Here is an 18,673-nt window from a genome sequence, read left to right as displayed (position 1 = left end):
TCTTTATGATTAATCAAATGTTTCTCTAATGTTTTATCATCTAATAATAATGATTCTATAAACGTTAGATTATTTTCTTTATCTTTAATTTTATTGATAAATTCAGTTTCCTTTAGCAAAAAAACATTTTTAAGTTTTTGTTTCTTATATTGATTTCTTAGCTCATTTAGTCTCAGAGTTTCATTATAGCTAAATGCTTTTTTTGTAGATTTATTTGCATCAACTTCTAAATATTGACATTTGAGTAAGACTCTTAACCCTACATACATAAGCTGTTTACAACGTTTAGCTCTATAACGTTGATTAAGCCCCATTTTTTCCCAAAAGTGTTTTGCTTGCCAATTGATGATTTCATTATCCATAAAGATTTTCAAAAAATCATCATACAAAGGTAAGTTGACGGATTTTGGCATTTTAAGCTTCTATAAAATAAATGAGGATTATAGTCCGTGGATATATAGTCCTCAATTGGTGATATTTCTATTTTTTGAGCATTTAGTTTCAAATGACAGATTTATCATTAAAAATTGGCCAATTAATTCGTGCAAAGCGAGTCGAAAAAAAGTTAACGCAAGAAAAACTTTCGCTACAATGTGGAATAGACCGTAGTTATATGGGGCGTATTGAACGCGGTGAAGTGAATATTACTGTTGAAAAGTTATATGAAATTGCCATGGAGTTAGAGGTTGAAGTGCAAGAACTACTCCCATAAGTAATAATTATTCTTAAGTAAATGAATGAGAGAATTTTAATATGCCAAAAAGCTTTGATTTAGAAGAAGAAAAAAGAAATGAATTAGGTAAGAAAATGGTGGAAGACCTGATGATAATTGCGGAATTGGAGCAAAGACCGATTAAGCATTTTAAAGCTAATAAAAATGGAATCTTTTATGAGGTACACGTAGATTATAAGGATCATTACAGTTCTACAAAATAGTTAGCTTCGATGGCACGCCAAACCTTGTCGCATCTTATTATTTCCGCATAGTTTTCCCTTTATAAATCCGACCTAATACTCTCAAAGAAATTTGAGAGTCATTGGTGTGATTACAGGCTAAATTAACCAGATCTGGAACTCTTTTTGGAGTGGTGGTATTTCCAATCCTTTAGAAGTCATGGAACAAATACTTATCTACTGTTTTATCCACCGATTAGAGGGCCATTGAGGTGCAGCTTGCGCCTGCCCGAACTCGCCAAACTTTGAAAATATATGCGTATTAAAAATGCTTTTGATCTCGGGAAAAGTCGCCAGTTGCCAGATTAAGACTTTCTAAAATAAAAGAGAAAGTACCAATGAGCCTAGAAATAGCTCAAGTTAGGATTGATGCTTTGGAGACTAAGAATATTAGATTGGAAAAAGAAAATTCAATGGTTTTAGAGCAGTTTGTGGTGTGGCAATACAATGCTCATATATATGGTGTGCGTATTGATCAATTAAATGAGCCAATGGGTATGAAAAACTCAGATTAATTAAGGAAAGTTAACAGAAAAATTGGTTTGTAAGTTTTCCACTTGAAATAAACATGCAGGCGCTTCAATTAAAAATAATAGTTTATTTTAACTTGTGAGTTTAAACATATTGAATTTATCTACTGAACCTATCCCAACTACAATTTCACCAGTGTTTAGCTAGTCGTAGTATTTCACATGTGGAAAAGTTTATATTTTGCGAGTAGATTAGTAACTAATTACTTTTAAGAGTAGTTCACTGATTTAACTATAGAAAATATCGAGAATATCTTATATAAACATACTCAGTGTGGTGGAGGACTGAAGATGATCAGATGTTTTTGCACTTGGCTGTTGAACTCTGGGGCATCTCGCTTATATATGAAGAGTCATTCTGAACCAAGCACTATTCGATAAACTAATGATCTTGTGCGATACACTCAAATTACCAACCCTAGCAACAAATCGCTGAAGTGCTAGTTGAACAAGCTGTAGAATACTCAAAGAAAAGGAAAATACTGAGATATGTATATATCAAACATTAAAATTAAGAATTTCAGAAACTTTAAAGAACAAGAAATAATCTTTAATGATGGTGTCAATGTCATTATTGGACACAATAATGCAGGAAAAACAAACCTCCTTAAGGCACTTTCCTTAGTAATAAATCAAGATGTGAGCAAAAGGCTCGATGTTGATGATTTTAATAAAAATACGACATTTGCAGAGTTAAAAAATACTCCACCGAAAATAAGTATTGAAGTTACGATCAAAAAAGGACGCCACGAGGAAGTGGACGATTTGGTCATGGTTGCAAATTGGCTTACGAAACTTGATACAGAATTTGAAGCCAAACTTACATATGAATTCTTTCTTCCTGAGAAAGAAAAGAACAAATACGATCAGGCAATGGTAGCGATAGATGACGCTGATCCTTATGCCAGAGATGTAGCATGGAAAGTCATCCAGAATGATTTCATTAGGTTATACACCTATAAAGTATGGGGCGGTAATTTAGCCAACCAAACTGTCGCTGATAGCGAGTCTTTAAGTAAATTCGACTTCCAATTCTTAGATGCAATTCGTGATGTTGAGCGTGACATGTTGACTGGTAAAAATACCTTATTACGTAATGTATTCGATTTTTTCATGGACTATGAAATTAAGTCAGATAAGACCAAAACAAAAGAGGACATAGAAAGAGAGATTAAGAGTAAAAAGGATTCTTTTGTATCGCGTGCTGATAATTTGATCCAAGCTCTACAAGGACGCATGGAGAAAGGGAAAGAGCAAATTCTGTCGTACGCAAATGAAACTGGAGCCTCATTTAATAATGCAACTCCAAATTTCGATGGCAGTATTTCTGATGTAGAAATGTTTTCATTTTTAAGACTGGTTATAGAATATCAAACAGGCATAAAGGTGCCCGCCACACATAACGGATTAGGCTATAACAACCTTATTTTTATGTCCTTACTACTAGCAAAAATGCAAGTGAATTCCGATGGGTCATACATGGGAAGCAATGCCAAAGTATTTGCAACTTTAGTAATCGAAGAACCAGAGGCTCATTTACACCCAGCAATGCAGTATAAATTTCTTAAATTTTTAAAAAATAATAAAAATGCTCGTAAAGTTAGACAAATCTTTGTGACCACACATTCTACTCATATTACTTCAGCTGTTTCACTAGATGAAATCATTTGTCTACATAATGAAAATGGCGAGGTGAAGGTAGGCTATCCAAGTAAGGTGTTTCCCTCTGATGGAAAAAGTCTAAAATATGTTCAACGTTTTTTAGATGCTACTAAATCAGATATGTTATTCGCCCAAAAGGTTTTATTTGTAGAGGGACTCGCAGAACAGCTTTTGATGTCAGTTTTCGCGCAATACCTTGATAAATCCTTAGAGGACAGTCACGTTGCTGTGATTAATGTAGGTGGGCGATATTTTGATCACTTTTTGCACATGTTCGATAGTACAAAGTCAAATACAATTCTAAAAAAAATTGTTTGCATAACTGACATTGATCCTGAATATAAAAAACATCCTGTAGCTCCTATAGATCCAGATGAAGAAGATGAAAGTAAACATTTTAAGAAATGTTACCCATTTGAATTTAATGCAAATACAGCTGAATATGCATATCAACAGAATTTAACACCAGCTACATATAGTGCCCACGTAAATATATCATTTTATAGTCAAGACTCTACTTATGGGAAAACATTAGAGTATGAATTGGTTCGTTGTAATCCTACATTAGAATTGTTAGTCACAGGCGTTATGAAAAATCAGTCAGAAATTAAGAGACTAATGAAAGCAAATCGTGATGGGAAAGGTTTAGACGATATAACTAATCTAATGAAAGCTAGTGAGGAAAATACACGTATTAAGAATGGTATAAATACGAATACAACTTGGAACGAGAAGGATAAAAAAGAGGCGGTAATTGCCTCTCGATACCTAAACTCGGTCGGCAAAGGCGAAAACGCCTTAGAGTTATCTAGAATTCTTTTGGAAAATTTAGAGAAAAAAGGAACTGCTGAGTATCAAGAATTTAATGTTCCAAGCTACATTGCGGAGGCAATCGAATCCTTATGCCAGTAAATGCAATTACTTCAAACACAAAACTGCAAAATATTGAACAGCATTTCAAGGTATTAGCAGGTCCAGGGGCAGGAAAGACACATTGGCTAGTTGAGCATATAAAAAATGTGCTTCACAATTCAAATCGATTAGGGAAGATAAGAAAAGTCGCTTGTACTACATATACTAATATTGCAGTAGAGACAATTTTAAAGCGATTGGGCACATCAGTTGAACATGTAGATGTTTCAACGATTCATAGCTTTTTATATAGAAATATAGTTAAGCCATATGCAAATTTAATTGCCCATGAATATGCACTAAATGTAGCAAAACTTGATGGCCATGATGAACTTTATATTTCATACGGTAAAGTTAATAAATGGCTAACAACTACTAATCAGAAATATTTATTGTCATCCCCCAATAATTTCAAAAGTATTACTGATGCTTTGGATGATCTTCAATGGCAATTTGATGATCAAAGAAACCTTATTCTTAAGCCTAGAAAACCTTGGTTAGGAAAAATCAACAAAAATGTTTCAATAAGAAACGCAAGCTATATCGAATATAGAAAAATATATTGGAATGAAGGTGCTATTCATCATGATGATGTACTTTTTTTTAGTCATCAAATTATTGAAAGATACCCCTTTGTACTCAAAGTTTTACGATCAAAGTTTCCATATTTTTTTATTGATGAGTTTCAGGATTGCAATCCAATTCAATTGGCAATTATTACAAAAATTGGAAATGAAGAAACTATTATTGGTGTTATTGGCGACCAAGCACAATCTATTTATGAGTTTCAAGGCGCTGAGCAAGGACAACTTCACTCATTCAATTTAATAAATATGCAAGAGTATGAAATTGCAAATAATAAAAGAAGTACCATTGAAATTGTTAGTTTTTTAAATAGTTTGAGGACTGACATAATTCAACATCCCGATAGCCAACGAAATGTATCCAGTCCGCAACTTTTTATTGGAGATATGAGTTTGTGTGTACAAAGAGCCAGTTCAATTTGTGTATATGAAAAATTAAATACCCTTTCTAGAAATAACATTACTTCTAATGCTCTGAAAATTCAGATTGGTGCACAGGGTTTAGATATGTATCTTTTTGATAAATTATCTGTGGACGGTACATCTGAGAGACGTAACTTATTAAGCCGAAGCGTAAAAGCTATCGAACTTACTAGAGAGAAAAAATTCAAAGATGCAATCAAAGAGATAAGAAAGTCATTCATAGATGAGGGCGACAGTGTTTCTAAATCTTTAAAGTATTTATCCGATCTTCTAAGGGAATATGATAGCTTTAAAGATTTAACCTTGACTAATTTTGTAGATGTAATCAGACGCTTATCAAATAAAAATGTTGCTAGATTAATGCGCGGAAATGCAAAGAATTTTTATGATACCTATAGTTATAAGCAATTAGCCCTATGCGTAAGTATTCCCGAAGATATGAGTCTACATAAAACAATCCATAAATCTAAAGGGGATGAATTTGATAACGTACTATTGGTATTAGATTCGGAAAGAGATTTGGAGTTTATTCTAAATCCAGATTTGGTAAGTAATGAAGAACATAGGATCAATTACGTAGCTGTCAGCCGAGCCAAGAATCGACTTTTTATATCTGTTCCAACAGTATCAACTTCAAATCGAGCATTATTGGTAGGTAAGCTCGACATTACAGATTGCGTTCTTAATGAGCCTTGAATAGCCACTGAGAATGTAGATAGGCAGTGCTTGAATATTCGATATTGTGACCTTTTTTATATTAAGTTGATTAGTTCCGACTTGATTTGCACTTGACTTTAAATGATGAGGGTTTTCGCCTGCTCCAAGATGTAGTGATAACATTAGTGATCCTAGACACTATCGTGGAAAGTACTTCCCTCTAAATTCTTAAAATATTTCTGTTCAAAAGCCTCTGGGCTTAACCAATCGTTGGCAGAATGTCTTCTGATTCGATTGTAGTAAACTTCAATATATTCAAACAAGACCGAATTTTCATCTTTTCTTGTAAAGAATACACTGTCATGTACTACATGTCCTTTCAGCGTATGGAAGAAGCTCTCAGTCACTTCATTATCCCAACAATTGCCTCTACGAGACATACTTTGGATTGCTCTATTAGTGAGTAATGCAGTTCTAAAATCACGACTACAGTACTGCGAGCCTTGATCCGAATGGATCATCACGCCTATTGGATAGCCTTGACGTGCAAGAGCATAGTTCAATGCGCCACATACGAGAACAACAATAGTCTATTTTTGTGATTTATATATTATTTACTAGTATTTTTTATTTTGAATAACCCTTATAAGAATAAAAAAGATCCCTAAAAGGGATCTTTTTTATATGTTTTATATATATTACTTAACTAGTAATAACTTAAGGTGCTTTTTTAAACGACTGATGCTTGCTCAATAAATCATCAATAGTACAGTCACTTACAGCTTTTGATTATTTCGCGTTTGGACGTACCATTTTTTCAGGTTGTACCACTTCATCAAACTGTTCAGCCGTGACAAAGCCAAGTTCTATCGCGACTTCTTTTAAAGTCTTATCTTCTTTATAAGCCGTTTTGGCAACTTTAGCGGCATTTTCATAACCAATCACAGGATTCAGTGCTGTTACCAACATCAATGAATTATGTAAGAAGTAATCAATTTTTTCACGATTTGGTTCAATCCCTACAGCACAGTGTTCATCGAAGCTGTTACATGCATCGCCAAGCAATTGAATCGACTGAACAAGATTATATGCAATCACAGGCATATAAACATTCAGTTCAAAATTCCCCGCTGCACCTGCAAAGTTAATCGTGGTGTCATTCCCCATCACTTGCGCAACCACCATGGTCATTGCTTCACATTGGGTTGGGTTGACTTTACCAGGCATGATGCTTGAACCAGGTTCATTCTCAGGAATACGCAACTCGCCCAAGCCACAACGTGGTCCACTTGCTAACCAACGTATATCATTGGCAATTTTATTTAAACTCGCAGCTAAGGTTTTCAATGAACCAGAAGCAAATACAGCAGCATCACGACCAGCAAGTGCTTCAAACTTATTGGGATTACTGATAAATGGTAACCCCGTCAGTTTGGCTAATTCTTCCGCTGCTTTGTCTGCATATTCAGGATGCGCATTTAAACCTGTACCAACAGCTGTACCACCAAGTGGTAACTCATAGAGCCACACCAAAGCCTGTTGTAAACGTTTTAGTCCATGATCCAGCTGTGAAACATAGCCACTGAATTCCTGACCTAATGTAAGCGGTGTTGCATCCTGTAAATGAGTCCGACCAATCTTAACAATATCGTCAAACGCTTCAGATTTGCGATGTAAAGTGTCTCGTAAACGTTTTACTGCTGGAATAAGCAACTCATTGATTTGTACCGCAGCAGCCACATGAATCGCTGTTGGAAATGAATCATTGGTAGATTGCGCACGATTGACATGATCATTCGGATGCACCGGCTTTTGCGAACCTAATGGATTACCTAATTTTTGATTGGCAATATTGGCAATGACTTCATTACAGTTCATATTACTTTGCGTACCTGAACCTGTTTGCCAAACCACCAAAGGAAATTGTGAATCCCATTTGCCTGAAATTACTTCATCGGCAGCATCGACAATATACTGTGACAGATCATGCGGAATTTGGTTTAAGCTGGCATTGGTTATTGCCGCTGCTTTTTTAACCAGACCCATCGCTCGAATCATCGCGCGTGGCATATGTTCTGTACCAATTTTAAAATTTTCTACGCTTCGCTGAGTTTGTGCGCCCCACATTGCTTCGCTTGGGACTTCAACATCGCCCATTGTGTCATGTTCAATACGTGTTTGCATTTTCAACCTCTTCTTTATCCATATCTTATTTTCAAGTTAAAGCTTGTTTTGACAACATCTGCGTAAAAACACCAGCTTCAGCGAAGCGATTATGCTAAACAAATCAACCAAACATGTAAATGATAATTATTTACAATAATCATCTATTCTGGATTTTTATCGGTTGTTTAAGGTATTTTGATAAAAACGCCATTCATCTTCAATCATTTGTTTAAGCGAGCGCTGTGCTTTCCATTTTAAAAGCTCAAATGCTTTTTGGCTGGTAGATGCAACCTGATCCAGTTCATCTAATTTATACACCGCATCAATTTGATGGATTTGACTCGCCGTAACCTCTTCGATCAAGTGGATCAGGTTTTGTATCGAACAGACAGGACCTGCAATATCAAAACTTTGATAAACATTACCCTGCTCATGTAGCCAAAGAATAGTTGATTTAATTGCTTCACATACGTCAAGAACATGCACAAAGCTACGCTCAGTCGTTTTATCCTCAGTCTCTGAATTACGTTGTACTTCAATTAGATCACGTTGTTGAGCCGCAACTTGTAAAGCCAAAGGAACAACATTTTTAGGTAGTGGTGCAACAAACTCACCCAAGACACCATGCTCAAATGCACCGACGACATTTGAAACCCTTAAAATGGCAATTTTCCATTCTTCATCAGTTTTGAATGTGTCTTTAATGATTTCTTCAATCATTTGCTGAGATTTTATATAAGGATTAGGGTAACTATAATTAAATGCGGTTTGTTCATTCAGCTCTAAACTTGATTGCGCATAAACCATAAGGCTAGAAAGATGTACCAAATTTCTGACACCGGTACGCTGCATCGCGCGTAATAAACTCATAATACAACTGAGATTGTCATTATAATATTCAAGTGGTTTTAGATTTGACTCTTCAATGGACTTAAATCCCGCACAATGCACAACGGTATCTATTGAATATTGTTCAAATACTTTATTTAAAGCGGGAGTATTACGAATATCAATTTTGACAAAGGGAATATACATTCCTGTAATAAATTCTAAGCGCTCTAAGCATTGCAGATTGGCATTGGCTAGATTATCCACAATGACGACCGCTTGCCCTTGAGCTAGCAAACTTAAAACCACATGCGAGCCTATAAAGCCTAAACCACCAGTCACTAAAATCATTGTATAGATACTCCTTTTAAAAATCAATTACTTGCATCATATCGGTGTTTATTTGGTGCTTTCATCAACTTATCCACAAGCCAGAAAAACTAAAACCAACTGAATTATCCTTGGCTTATTAACCTACAAGATCATTAATTTAATCTTACCGCCTTACAAATATAGTGTGTGTTGCAGTTCAGTTATGGTTAGAAATAGAAAATTCACATTTCATTCACTTTTTCAATTTATCCTTTTCTATTGGAAAAATAGCCGTAATCCAATGGTTTTATTTTTGTAATATTTTGCCACTTAAGTTTAATCACAAATATTCATAAAAACAACTGCTTATTGAATTAAAAAAGTTTGGCCATTCTTGGGGCTAAGCTTGGCCAAAGTAATATTTTGCACATAGTGTCATGTGTATAGTTATTTTCAAGGTCACTCCTTAACCAATCTTTCTGCATCAGCAGCATGTCCATTAGCTACTTAGCAATAATTAGCAGGCTATTTTTGGTCTATTATGGGTCTACTTTTTTCAACAACTTCCGTATACGAATTCTAGTCGAGCATTATCATTTAATGAGCAAAGAATATATAAAATTTTAATTTATTCTAATAACTTTTTATGCAGCATAATAAACAAAATATGTTGAGTATATAACATGAATATAACTTTGCTCATATCCTCTTTAACCACCAAGAATACATCTACACGCATGAGAGTATGGCGAGCTCTTAAAGCAAGTGGTGCTGCTACCCTTAGGGATGGAGTTTACTTACTACCTCTATCTAATAATGAAAAGTTTAAACCAATTGTTAATGATGTAATTTCAGAACAAGGAGTCGCATATGTATTTCACACACAATCACCTTTAAATCTTGAACTCGAACATATTTTCAACCGTAAACAAGAATATGATGTTCTTCTTAAACAACTCAATGCATTAAAAGATCTTCAAGCAAAAAGTGATAAAAAAGAACTGCTCAAGCAAGTTCGAAAGTTAAGAAAAAGTATCGATGCAGTTGTGGAAATTGACTATTACCCAGATGCTGCTCAAGCACTGGTATTAAATGAACTTTCCTTATTAGAACTTTCAATTGCACGTCTAGGAGAATTGAATGAACCTCAAGCAGTTCAAGCTCATATCCAACTTTTAGACAAAACTAATTATCAGAATAGAACATGGGCAACTCGTGAAAGACCTTGGATAGATCGTCTAGCCTCTGCATGGCTAATAAAGACTTTTATTGACTCTACACCAACTTTCATTTGGTTAAAAACGCCAAGTGACTGCCCAGATGAAGCATTAGGATTTGATTTTGATGGTGCAACCTTTAGCCACATAAATCGTTGGGTGACCTTCGAAGTTCTTTTACATAGTTTTAATCTAGAAACACCCACATTAAAGAAAATCGCTGAAATTGTTCATTACCTAGATGTGGGTGGTATAGAGCCACCCGAAGCAATAGGTATTGAAAGAGTTATTCAAGGAATTCGAAGTCAGATAAATGATGATGAACAACTATTTGCATTATCGAATCACATTTTCGATGGCTTATATGCCAACCTATCAAGAGAATAATCATGGAACAAGAACTTATTATTCAACCAGAACAAGAAATAGAGTCAGTTTCATTTTGGCAAGCATTCCTATTCTGGCTTAAATTGGGGTTCATTAGTTTTGGTGGACCAGCAGGTCAAATTGCTGTCATGCACCAAGAACTCGTTGAACAAAAGCGCTGGATCTCTGAGAAACGTTTTTTACATGCCTTAAATTACTGCATGTTATTACCTGGACCTGAAGCACAACAATTAGCTACATATATAGGTTGGTTAATGCATAAGACTAAAGGGGGGATCATCGCTGGTGTTCTATTTGTTTTACCATCATTATTTATCCTGATTGCCCTTTCATGGATCTATGTAAAATTTGGGAATGTTCCAATCATTGCCGGAATTTTTTATGGGATTAAGCCTGCTGTTGTAGCTATCGTTTTTCATGCGACATATCGAATTGGCAGCCGATCATTAAAGAATAATTTTTTATGGACAATTGCCGTACTTGCTTTCGTTGCTATTTTTTTCTTTAATTTACCATTCCCTGTAATAGTTCTGACAGCTGCAATTATTGGATACTTAGCAAGTAAAAAATACCCACACTTTTTTAAGACTGCAGGTTCTCATCAACAAAGTAAGAAAGATTACGGCCCTGCATTAATTGATGATGACACACCAACTCCAGAGCATGCCTTATTTAGTTGGAAACACTTTGGAAAAATATTATTTATTGGTGCAATTTTATGGATTACACCAATTATCGTTTTGATTCTAAGTCTCGGATGGGATCACTCTTATACACAAATGGCTTGGTTCTTTACTAAGGCTGCTTTGTTAACGTTCGGTGGTGCTTATGCTGTATTACCTTACGTATATCAAGGAGCTGTAAACTATTATGGTTGGTTGAGCCCGACACAAATGATAGATGGACTAGCACTTGGTGAAAGTACACCAGGCCCTCTAATTATGGTTGTTGCCTTTGTTGGATTTTTAGGTGGCTTTAATCAAGCATTATTAGGAAGTGATCATGTATTTTTGGCAGGTGCTTTTGGTGCTGTAATTGTTACTTGGTTTACGTTTCTCTTCTCTTTCATTTTTATTCTAGCTGGGGCTCCAATTATCGAGTCTACACACAACGAATTAAAATATACAGCTCCTTTAACAGCAATTACTGCTGCAGTGGTAGGAGTAATATTAAATCTCGCGCTTTTCTTTAGTTATCATGTTTTATGGCCAAATGGATTTAACCATTCTCTCGAATTTACAGCATTTTTTATTGCAATTTGCGCTTTAATAGCCTTATTTTACTTTGAGGTTAAAGTGATTTACGTTCTGTTGGTATCAGCAACACTTGGGCTGATTTTCTACATCAATATCTAGTCATAATGGAGATTTCTCACTTTATACCAGAAATACTTTAATTGCCCTCACTCAGAGGGCCATGCTTCATCTAATTTTTCTTTATCAATTCGCTCTGCATCAGCTCGTTCTAACTTATTTATATTCCTAAACGATAAATAGGTGTAGGTCAAATATCCAACACCAAACCGCTTTATCCATAATGACGAACATAGTAGTTATCAAATTCACTACTTTCCACGAATTGAAAACCATGACGAATATAAAATCGATTTGAAGCACTCTCTTTTAGAGCTCCTACTTTCAAAGACAGGCCAAGTGCGTCCACCTCCATGAAGATATGACGAAGAACTACTGAACCTATGCCCATACCTTGTGCACCTGGTTTAATATAGAGATGGTCAAGTAACATTCCATCGATATAAGGTTTAATAACCACAAAACCTACACGCTCGCCGGAAGCTTCTATATAGCGAGTAAACTCAGGAGTAAAGCCTTCTCGAAAACGTTCTCGGACACGTATGGGATCAAAGCGACCAAGACGCTCAAGACTTTCAAACATTGCTTCAATTCGAATAGCGACAAGCGCTTCGAAATCACTAAATTGAGTCTTAACAAGTGTAACAGCGCTCTTATTTAGCGAATAAAATTTAAGATCAGACAATTACTCTTTATCCCAATGATTTAAAAGATTATACAAAATAAAAAGTTTAACTCTCACTTAAGAGCTTTACTCTTCGCATCATTAAAAGTACTACAATCATTGTATTTCGCAACAGTATCAATGATCCAAAATGTGATTTCTTTATCCTGCCCCGACTCAAGTTTTAAGAGTTTAGGGCAAGGTACAATCAAATTAGCTGGAATCGTCGGGGATAAGTGAGTTGATGATGCGCAGGCCGTCAGAATCAATGCAAACGTTGCTATAAACAGGACGATCAACGATCTTTTGCACTTCACGTATTTTGGTTTTTGTGATGACACGTTGTTCTGGCTTAAGAAAGAAGAAAAAAAGAGCAGCTCAATTGACAAGCTTAATAGTTATGTAATCAGTTATGCAAAAAATGCATAGTAATATTAAAAAATGCATTAGATGTTTGAGATACATCACATTAACTTTGATCTGCGAATTAATTATGTAGTTTATGTTGATAGTTTTCACATTAAATCGCAGAGATCAACAGCGCAAAATATTAATAATTAAGGATATTTAATGGACTTAGTGCTTAATCCAACATATACACTCATGTTAGCAGTATTGGTTTTATATACAGGCCGTATTTTAAACAAACATATCCCTTTTTTGACAAAATACAACATTCCAGAACCCGTGGCAGGTGGATTAGTTGGAGCAATTATTTTTTACATAATCCATCAACTTATGGGATACACAATCTCAATAAATAAGCCTATGCAGGATACATTTATGTTGATGTTTTTTGCATCCATTGGATTGAGTGCTAATTTCGCAAAGTTAAAAGAAGGTGGAAAACCTTTAGTTATTTTCCTTATTGCAATTTCATTCTTTGTTTTAGTACAAAATGGCGTAGGCATGGCTGTCGCTAAAATGGTTGGCTTAGATCCTCTTATGGGTGTCATTGCTGGTTCAATTGCTCTAATTGGTGGTTTGGGGACAGCTGGTGCTTGGGGACCGATTTTTGAATCAAAATATGCCGTTGAAGGTGCATTACCAATGGGAATTGCAAGTGCCACATTTGGGATGGTAGTAGGGGGCCTAATGGGTGGACCGCTAGCAAGGTATTTAATAAGCAAGCATCAATTAGCTTCTCCCTTAAATAGTGAAGTTCGCCAGGAAAATAAAAGCGCACCACTAACAGATAGTGAATATGTGTTTGAAGCTCCGCAAAAAGTTCGCCTCATTACTGCAGACAACGCTATTATAACCTTAGGAATGTTTGCTTTTGCTTTGGCTTTTGCAGAGATTATGAAAAACTTAACTATTGGTACAGCTTTTGAATTGCCTACATTTGTATGGGCTTTAGGTGGTGGTATTTTACTTCGTAACGTGACTGAATCTGGCTTTAAACAACCAATTTTTGATCGTTCAATAGACGTATTTGGCAATACTGCGCTTGCTCTATTTTTGGCGATGGCTTTGGTCTCATTGAAACTTTGGCAATTAGCAGATTTAGCTGTTCCAATGATTATATTGTTAATTGCTCAATCCCTTACTATGTGGTTATTTGCGGTTTATGTATCTTTTCGAGTTATGGGAAAAAACTACGATTCAGCCGTTTTAGCTTCAGGTTTGTGTGGTTTTGGAATGGGAGCTACCCCTAATGCAATCGCAAATATGCAGGCAATTACTAATATGTATGGTCCATCACATAAAGCATTCTTGATTGTGCCTTTGGTCGGTGCCTTCTTTATTGACTTAGTCAATGTGGTTGTAATTCAAGGTATTTTAAAATTTTTTGGTTAATATATCTAGCCCTCACTCCGAGGGCCACTCCTCCATCAATCTTTCTTCATCAGCTGCATGTCCATCAGCTTTTTTTGCCACTTCTTAATATTGAAGAATAGCTACCAATAAGTTGATGAACAAACAATGCTATTGGTAGTAATAAAATATATGTAAGATTAGCCTCTTAGACTATCTTTTAAATATTCAATAACTTGAATTACTTTTGCTGAATTATAGCTACGATTTTGTATTACAGCCCATACATTTACATTGCCCATATGCCAATTTGGTAATATGCGCACAAGCTTACCTTCATGAACTGAATCTTTAACTTCAAAAGAGCTTAGTATCGATATTCCATATCCCTGTTCACACATTTGCTTAAGGATTAAAATATTATTAATAACGATTTTCGGTTTTCTCCCCAAGGATATATTTAAATGCTTATTTCCATTAAAAAAATTCATTTTGATTGATGCAGTATTATTAAAATTTAAATGTAACCATTCATAGTCTATAAGTTCATAAGGATGAGTAGGCAAACCATGTTCTTTTATCCAGTTAGGTGCAACATATAAACCCATTTGCATTTCTGAAATTTTAAACGCTACATAAGATGAATCTGGCATTTCACCAACTCTTATAGCTAAATCGATTCTTTGTTCGATTAGATCTATATATTCGTCATGAACTTGGATATTTATACTCATTAAAGGAAATTTTTGCGCCCATTCTCCCAAGCCAGTCATGAAATACGTAGCTAAACCTACTGGTGCAGCAATACGTAGCTCTCCAAAAGGGATTTCCACCTCTGATTCTAAAATATTTTGTGCATTTTCAGCTGCCGTACTTAACTGCTGACAATAAAAATAATAACGCTCCCCTACTTCAGTTAAAGTTAATTTCCTTGTCGATCTATGTAATAAAGTTATGCCACTATGGCGTTCTAAATATCGAATTTGTTGACTAACAGCTGAAGGTGACATTTCTAACAATCTTGCAGCTGCACTCATTGAACCTTGTTCAACAACCTTACTGAAAATTACCATTCGTTTATAGTGATCCATTTTAAACTACAGCTTCAAGGTGATAGTTTTAAAACGCTACTATTTCTTAACGCAAGTTTCAAATACTATTTTATTAACACATCTAATTTAATTAGTGAGAATACTGAAATGAAAGTAGCTTTAATTGGTGCAACAGGTTATGCAGGCTCAGCTTTGCTTGAAGAATTGTTAAGTCGTGAATATGAAGTAAAAGCTTTAATACGTGAATCAAATAAAATTGAGGCTAGGCATAATCTTGAAATTATTCAAGTTGATGTTATGGATGAAACAGCAATATTAGCAGGCTTAAAAGGGGTAGATGCAGTTATTAGTGCTTTTAATTCAGGTTGGACAAACCCAAATATTTATGAAGATTATATAAAAGGATCTCGTTCGATCGTAAATGCGGCTAAACAATCAGGCATTAAACGTCTGTTAGTGGTAGGTGGTGCTGGTAGTCTATATGTAGCTCCAGACTTGCAATTAATAGATTCACCTGACTTTCCAAAAGAATATTATGCTGGGGCAAATGGTGCCCGAGTATTGCTTGATGAGTTGAAAAATGAAACTGAACTTAATTGGACTATGATTAGCCCTCCAATCGGGTTTTCAGCAATGAATCCAGGTATTCGTACTAATAATTATCGTGTTGGAACAGAAACACCCCTAATGAATGGTAATCAACCAGGAACAATATCTGCTGAAGATTTAGCAATTGCCTTGATTGATGAATTAGAGAATGGACAGTTTATTCGTCAAAGGTTTACGGTCGCATATTAATTTAAAATCATTTGAAACCCTCAACTGAGGGTTTTTTGCATCATTCAAAGCTCTACACTGATTGTATTTAGCAACTGTATCAATGATCCATAGCGTGATTTCTTTCCCCTGCCCTGATTCGAGTTTTAAGAGTTTAGGGCAAGGTTTCAATCAGAAATTAAAAGCAATCTAGATTTTTAAGCTGAATTATATTAATTTTGGCTCAAGTACTAAGTACTGCTCTTGGTGATACTCTATAGCTAATTCAATTAAATAGGTAATCAAGTCAGAATAGCTTAATCCACTTGCTTCCCACAACTTGGGAAACATACTTATATTTGTAAAACCGGGTAATGTATTTATTTCATTAATATAGACAGTGCCATCTTTTGTTAAAAAAACATCTACTCTGGCAAGACCTGTACATTCTAAAATTTCATATGCATTGATAGCTATATTTTTAATTTTTTCACTCAATTCAGCTGAGATATTGGCTGGTATCGTTACTTTAGCACCTTTTTCATTAATATATTTTGTATCATAAGAATAGAAACTATCTGATAGTTCAATCTCCCCACAAACACTTGCTTTAGGTTTGTGATTACCAATAACAGCACACTCTATCTCTCTGCCATCAATACCTGTTTCAATTAACACTTTATTATCATAGGTAAATGCTGTATTTAATGCTATTTCAAACTCATCTATAGTATTTACTTTACTAACACCAATTGATGATCCTTGATTAGCTGGTTTAACGAATAGCGGTAAACCTAACTTAGAGCATACAGTATCAAAATCTATATTCTTTCTATTTTGTTTAGTTAACCTTATATATGGTGTAACGTTTAACCCTGCTTCTCGTAATAATCTCTTTGAGACATCTTTATCCATACATATAGCAGAGCTTAATACTTGAGAGCCTACGAATGGTAAATTTACCATTTTCAGTAACCCTTGTAATGAGCCATCTTCTCCAAGAGTTCCATGGACAATAGGAAAGATTACATCTAACTGTGATAGTGCTTTATTTTAGAACTCAATAATTTGTTGTTCTTTTTTCCCTGGAATAAATGCTACATTTCTTCCAGATGGATGTAAGGCTATAAGACTTGGATCATTGGAGTTTAGTAGAAATTTAGTACTCTCATTAAGATGCCAAATCCCATCTTTATCTATGCCTATCAATGTCACATCAAATTTTTCTTTATCAATAGCATCAACAATATTTCTTGCAGATTGAAGGGATACTTCATGTTCTGTTGATTTTCCTCCAAATATAATTCCTACATTTTTTTTCACGTTTTTTTCCTATAAAAAATAATTAAGAACAAGATACAAACGTAATTACTTGGTGTCATTAATATAATTGTGAAAGATAGAACTTGGTATTTAAAATAATGGTGCTTATGCGAATTAGCCCTCACTCCAAGGACCACGCCTCCCTCAATCATTCCGCATCAACTGCGTGTCCATCAGCTTTTTCTACTATTTTTCGATATTCAGTGATGCAGTTTTCGAGTATGTCACTGTTGGTATTGCTGAATTCAAAATATTTTCTTGAATAGCTACTTAAGGGCTAATTTTAAGAAAAAATAACTTATTATCACAGAGAAATGTAATTAAACTTCGTTAGGGTTTTATATCTTCTCAACGTTTACTTTGGATAGAGATAAATGTAATTTTAAGAGAATTATTCCTTGGGTATTAAAAGAAAATGAACTTATTTAACCAATCTAAGATTATTCTTAAGCTGAGTAAAGACTTAATTCCAGCATGTTTTCTACTTCTTTTTTCAACAAATTCTATAGGTGTTTATGCAGAAACTGACGAACAATTAATGCAATCTGGACAATGGCGTGATCCTGAAACAGGTTTGATATGGATGCGCTGTTCAATTGGGCAATCATGGACAGGCTCAACTTGTAAGGGTGATCCTTTGGAATTTAACAAATGGGAGGATGCACAAGATTATCTTGATCAAATGAATAAAAATGGTGGATTTGAAAGTAAAAATAACTGGCGTGTTCCCAAAATAAAAGAATTAATAACAATTCGTAATTGTAGTACTGGCTGGAGGAAAATAGGACAAATACAATTACCAGAACAAGAGCGGAGACAATATGGACAAGATCATGAACTTGAAATGAAAAAATTACCTTATGGGCAAAAGGTTCCAAAAATATGTGCTGATGGGTCAACTAGACCTACTTTAGATACTAATATTTTTCCTAATACACCACCTGATGGTAAATACTGGTCAAGTTCATTATCCCCATGGAAACCTATAGGCTACAAATATAAGGCATGGAGTGTCAACTTTAAGACTGGTTTTTTTGCACGGACCATTAACTACATAGACAACCGTAGTTTTTCTAGAGCGGTTCGAAATAGTAAATAGAAGTACAGCAATTAATTTTAACTTTTAATTACTACTGTTGTATTATTAACAATCAAAGAATTTAGATACAAAAATG

The 18,673-nt window shown here is 34.9% G+C and carries 15 protein-coding genes and 2 pseudogenes; 10 read left to right on the top strand and 7 right to left on the bottom strand.

All coding sequences use genetic code 11. The features are described 5' to 3' along the window. The coding region (locus GJV03_RS19705; RefSeq protein WP_154130925.1) for a hypothetical protein at positions 1 to 413 on the bottom strand (413 nt) is incomplete at its 3' end. Positions 414 to 505: 92 nt separating this feature from the next. On the opposite strand from GJV03_RS19705, the gene GJV03_RS19700 reads away from it, so the two are divergent. From GJV03_RS19700 to GJV03_RS19680, 5 genes are all read left to right on the top strand, one after another. After that, positions 506 to 712: a helix-turn-helix transcriptional regulator gene (locus tag GJV03_RS19700; protein WP_154130924.1), complete on the top strand. Its 207-nt coding sequence runs from the start codon at positions 506 to 508 to the stop codon at positions 710 to 712. A gap of 41 nt (positions 713 to 753) precedes the next feature. After that, positions 754 to 936: a hypothetical protein gene (locus GJV03_RS19695; protein ID WP_154130923.1), complete on the top strand. Its 183-nt coding sequence runs from the start codon at positions 754 to 756 to the stop codon at positions 934 to 936. A gap of 356 nt (positions 937 to 1,292) precedes the next feature. Next, the gene (locus GJV03_RS19690; RefSeq protein ID WP_154130922.1) at positions 1,293 to 1,469 is read left to right on the top strand and encodes a hypothetical protein; all 177 of its coding nucleotides are present in this window, start codon (positions 1,293 to 1,295) and stop codon (positions 1,467 to 1,469) included. A gap of 504 nt (positions 1,470 to 1,973) precedes the next feature. Then, positions 1,974 to 4,058 carry an AAA family ATPase gene (locus tag GJV03_RS19685; protein WP_154130921.1) on the top strand — a complete coding sequence of 695 codons (2,085 nt, stop codon included), beginning with the start codon at positions 1,974 to 1,976 and terminating at the stop codon, positions 4,056 to 4,058. Continuing rightward, positions 4,049 to 5,761 carry an ATP-dependent helicase gene (locus GJV03_RS19680; protein WP_154130920.1) on the top strand — a complete coding sequence of 571 codons (1,713 nt, stop codon included), beginning with the start codon at positions 4,049 to 4,051 and terminating at the stop codon, positions 5,759 to 5,761. Before GJV03_RS19685 ends, GJV03_RS19680 begins: the two co-directional genes overlap by 10 nt. Positions 5,762 to 5,913: 152 nt before the next feature. Here the strand turns inward: GJV03_RS19680 and GJV03_RS19675 are convergent. From GJV03_RS19675 to GJV03_RS19665, 3 genes and pseudogenes are all read right to left on the bottom strand, one after another. Beyond that, positions 5,914 to 6,300 (bottom strand): annotated as a pseudogene (locus GJV03_RS19675) (IS3 family transposase); the annotation flags it as partial. A 211-nt stretch (positions 6,301 to 6,511) separates the two neighbouring features. Then, the gene (gene fumC, locus GJV03_RS19670) at positions 6,512 to 7,906 is read right to left on the bottom strand and encodes a class II fumarate hydratase (RefSeq protein WP_154130919.1); all 1,395 of its coding nucleotides are present in this window, start codon (positions 7,904 to 7,906) and stop codon (positions 6,512 to 6,514) included. A 156-nt stretch (positions 7,907 to 8,062) separates the two neighbouring features. Further along, a complete protein-coding gene (locus GJV03_RS19665) occupies positions 8,063 to 9,067 on the bottom strand; it encodes an SDR family NAD(P)-dependent oxidoreductase (RefSeq protein WP_056511042.1) in 1,005 nt (334 codons plus the stop codon). Between the two features lie 644 nt (positions 9,068 to 9,711). Here GJV03_RS19665 and GJV03_RS19660 point away from each other — a divergent pair. Together GJV03_RS19660 and chrA are read left to right on the top strand one after the other, a co-directional pair. Continuing rightward, on the top strand, positions 9,712 to 10,632 hold the full coding sequence (locus tag GJV03_RS19660) for a chromate resistance protein ChrB domain-containing protein (protein ID WP_154130918.1): 921 nt from the start codon (positions 9,712 to 9,714) through the stop codon (positions 10,630 to 10,632). 2 nt (positions 10,633 to 10,634) lie between these two features. After that, positions 10,635 to 11,987 (top strand): chromate efflux transporter, encoded by a 1,353-nt coding sequence (gene chrA, locus GJV03_RS19655; protein WP_154130917.1) that lies wholly within the window; start codon positions 10,635 to 10,637, stop codon positions 11,985 to 11,987. Between the two features lie 172 nt (positions 11,988 to 12,159). Here chrA and GJV03_RS19650 read toward each other — a convergent pair whose 3' ends face one another. Then, a complete protein-coding gene (locus GJV03_RS19650; RefSeq protein WP_252720751.1) occupies positions 12,160 to 12,630 on the bottom strand; it encodes a GNAT family N-acetyltransferase in 471 nt (156 codons plus the stop codon). Between the two features lie 549 nt (positions 12,631 to 13,179). On the opposite strand from GJV03_RS19650, the gene gltS reads away from it, so the two are divergent. Then, entirely contained in the window at positions 13,180 to 14,409 is a 1,230-nt protein-coding gene (gene gltS, locus GJV03_RS19645; RefSeq protein WP_154130916.1) for a sodium/glutamate symporter, read from the top strand. Positions 14,410 to 14,567: 158 nt separating this feature from the next. Here the strand turns inward: gltS and GJV03_RS19640 are convergent, their stop codons facing one another. Continuing rightward, positions 14,568 to 15,458: a LysR family transcriptional regulator gene (locus tag GJV03_RS19640; protein ID WP_154130915.1), complete on the bottom strand. Its 891-nt coding sequence runs from the start codon at positions 15,456 to 15,458 to the stop codon at positions 14,568 to 14,570. A gap of 108 nt (positions 15,459 to 15,566) precedes the next feature. On the opposite strand from GJV03_RS19640, the gene GJV03_RS19635 reads away from it, so the two are divergent. Further along, positions 15,567 to 16,217 carry an NAD(P)-dependent oxidoreductase gene (locus tag GJV03_RS19635; protein ID WP_154130914.1) on the top strand — a complete coding sequence of 217 codons (651 nt, stop codon included), beginning with the start codon at positions 15,567 to 15,569 and terminating at the stop codon, positions 16,215 to 16,217. Between the two features lie 186 nt (positions 16,218 to 16,403). Here the strand turns inward: GJV03_RS19635 and ddlA are convergent. After that, a pseudogene (gene ddlA, locus GJV03_RS19630) lies at positions 16,404 to 17,498 on the bottom strand (D-alanine--D-alanine ligase). 415 nt (positions 17,499 to 17,913) lie between these two features. On the opposite strand from ddlA, the gene GJV03_RS19625 reads away from it, so the two are divergent. Next, positions 17,914 to 18,597: a DUF1566 domain-containing protein gene (locus GJV03_RS19625; RefSeq protein WP_154130913.1), complete on the top strand. Its 684-nt coding sequence runs from the start codon at positions 17,914 to 17,916 to the stop codon at positions 18,595 to 18,597. Positions 18,598 to 18,673: the final 76 nt, after the last annotated feature.

Source organism: Acinetobacter sp. RIT698, assembly GCF_009668065.1.
Classification (GTDB): domain Bacteria; phylum Pseudomonadota; class Gammaproteobacteria; order Pseudomonadales; family Moraxellaceae; genus Acinetobacter; species Acinetobacter guillouiae.
This window is presented reverse-complemented; position numbering and strand designations above follow the sequence as displayed.

Bases quoted from the DNA above. Each gene is read 5' to 3' on its own strand.
- GJV03_RS19700 (WP_154130924.1), top strand. From the start codon at position 506: ATGACAGATTTATCATTAAAAATTGGCCAATTAATTCGTGCAAAGCGA.
- GJV03_RS19695 (WP_154130923.1), top strand. From the start codon at position 754: ATGCCAAAAAGCTTTGATTTAGAAGAAGAAAAAAGAAATGAATTAGGT.
- GJV03_RS19690 (WP_154130922.1), top strand. From the start codon at position 1,293: ATGAGCCTAGAAATAGCTCAAGTTAGGATTGATGCTTTGGAGACTAAG.
- GJV03_RS19685 (WP_154130921.1), top strand. From the start codon at position 1,974: ATGTATATATCAAACATTAAAATTAAGAATTTCAGAAACTTTAAAGAA.
- GJV03_RS19680 (WP_154130920.1), top strand. From the start codon at position 4,049: ATGCCAGTAAATGCAATTACTTCAAACACAAAACTGCAAAATATTGAA.
- fumC (WP_154130919.1), bottom strand. From the start codon at position 7,906: ATGCAAACACGTATTGAACATGACACAATGGGCGATGTTGAAGTCCCA.
- GJV03_RS19665 (WP_056511042.1), bottom strand. From the start codon at position 9,067: ATGATTTTAGTGACTGGTGGTTTAGGCTTTATAGGCTCGCATGTGGTT.
- GJV03_RS19660 (WP_154130918.1), top strand. From the start codon at position 9,712: ATGAATATAACTTTGCTCATATCCTCTTTAACCACCAAGAATACATCT.
- chrA (WP_154130917.1), top strand. From the start codon at position 10,635: ATGGAACAAGAACTTATTATTCAACCAGAACAAGAAATAGAGTCAGTT.
- gltS (WP_154130916.1), top strand. From the start codon at position 13,180: ATGGACTTAGTGCTTAATCCAACATATACACTCATGTTAGCAGTATTG.
- GJV03_RS19640 (WP_154130915.1), bottom strand. From the start codon at position 15,458: ATGGATCACTATAAACGAATGGTAATTTTCAGTAAGGTTGTTGAACAA.
- GJV03_RS19635 (WP_154130914.1), top strand. From the start codon at position 15,567: ATGAAAGTAGCTTTAATTGGTGCAACAGGTTATGCAGGCTCAGCTTTG.
- GJV03_RS19625 (WP_154130913.1), top strand. From the start codon at position 17,914: ATGAACTTATTTAACCAATCTAAGATTATTCTTAAGCTGAGTAAAGAC.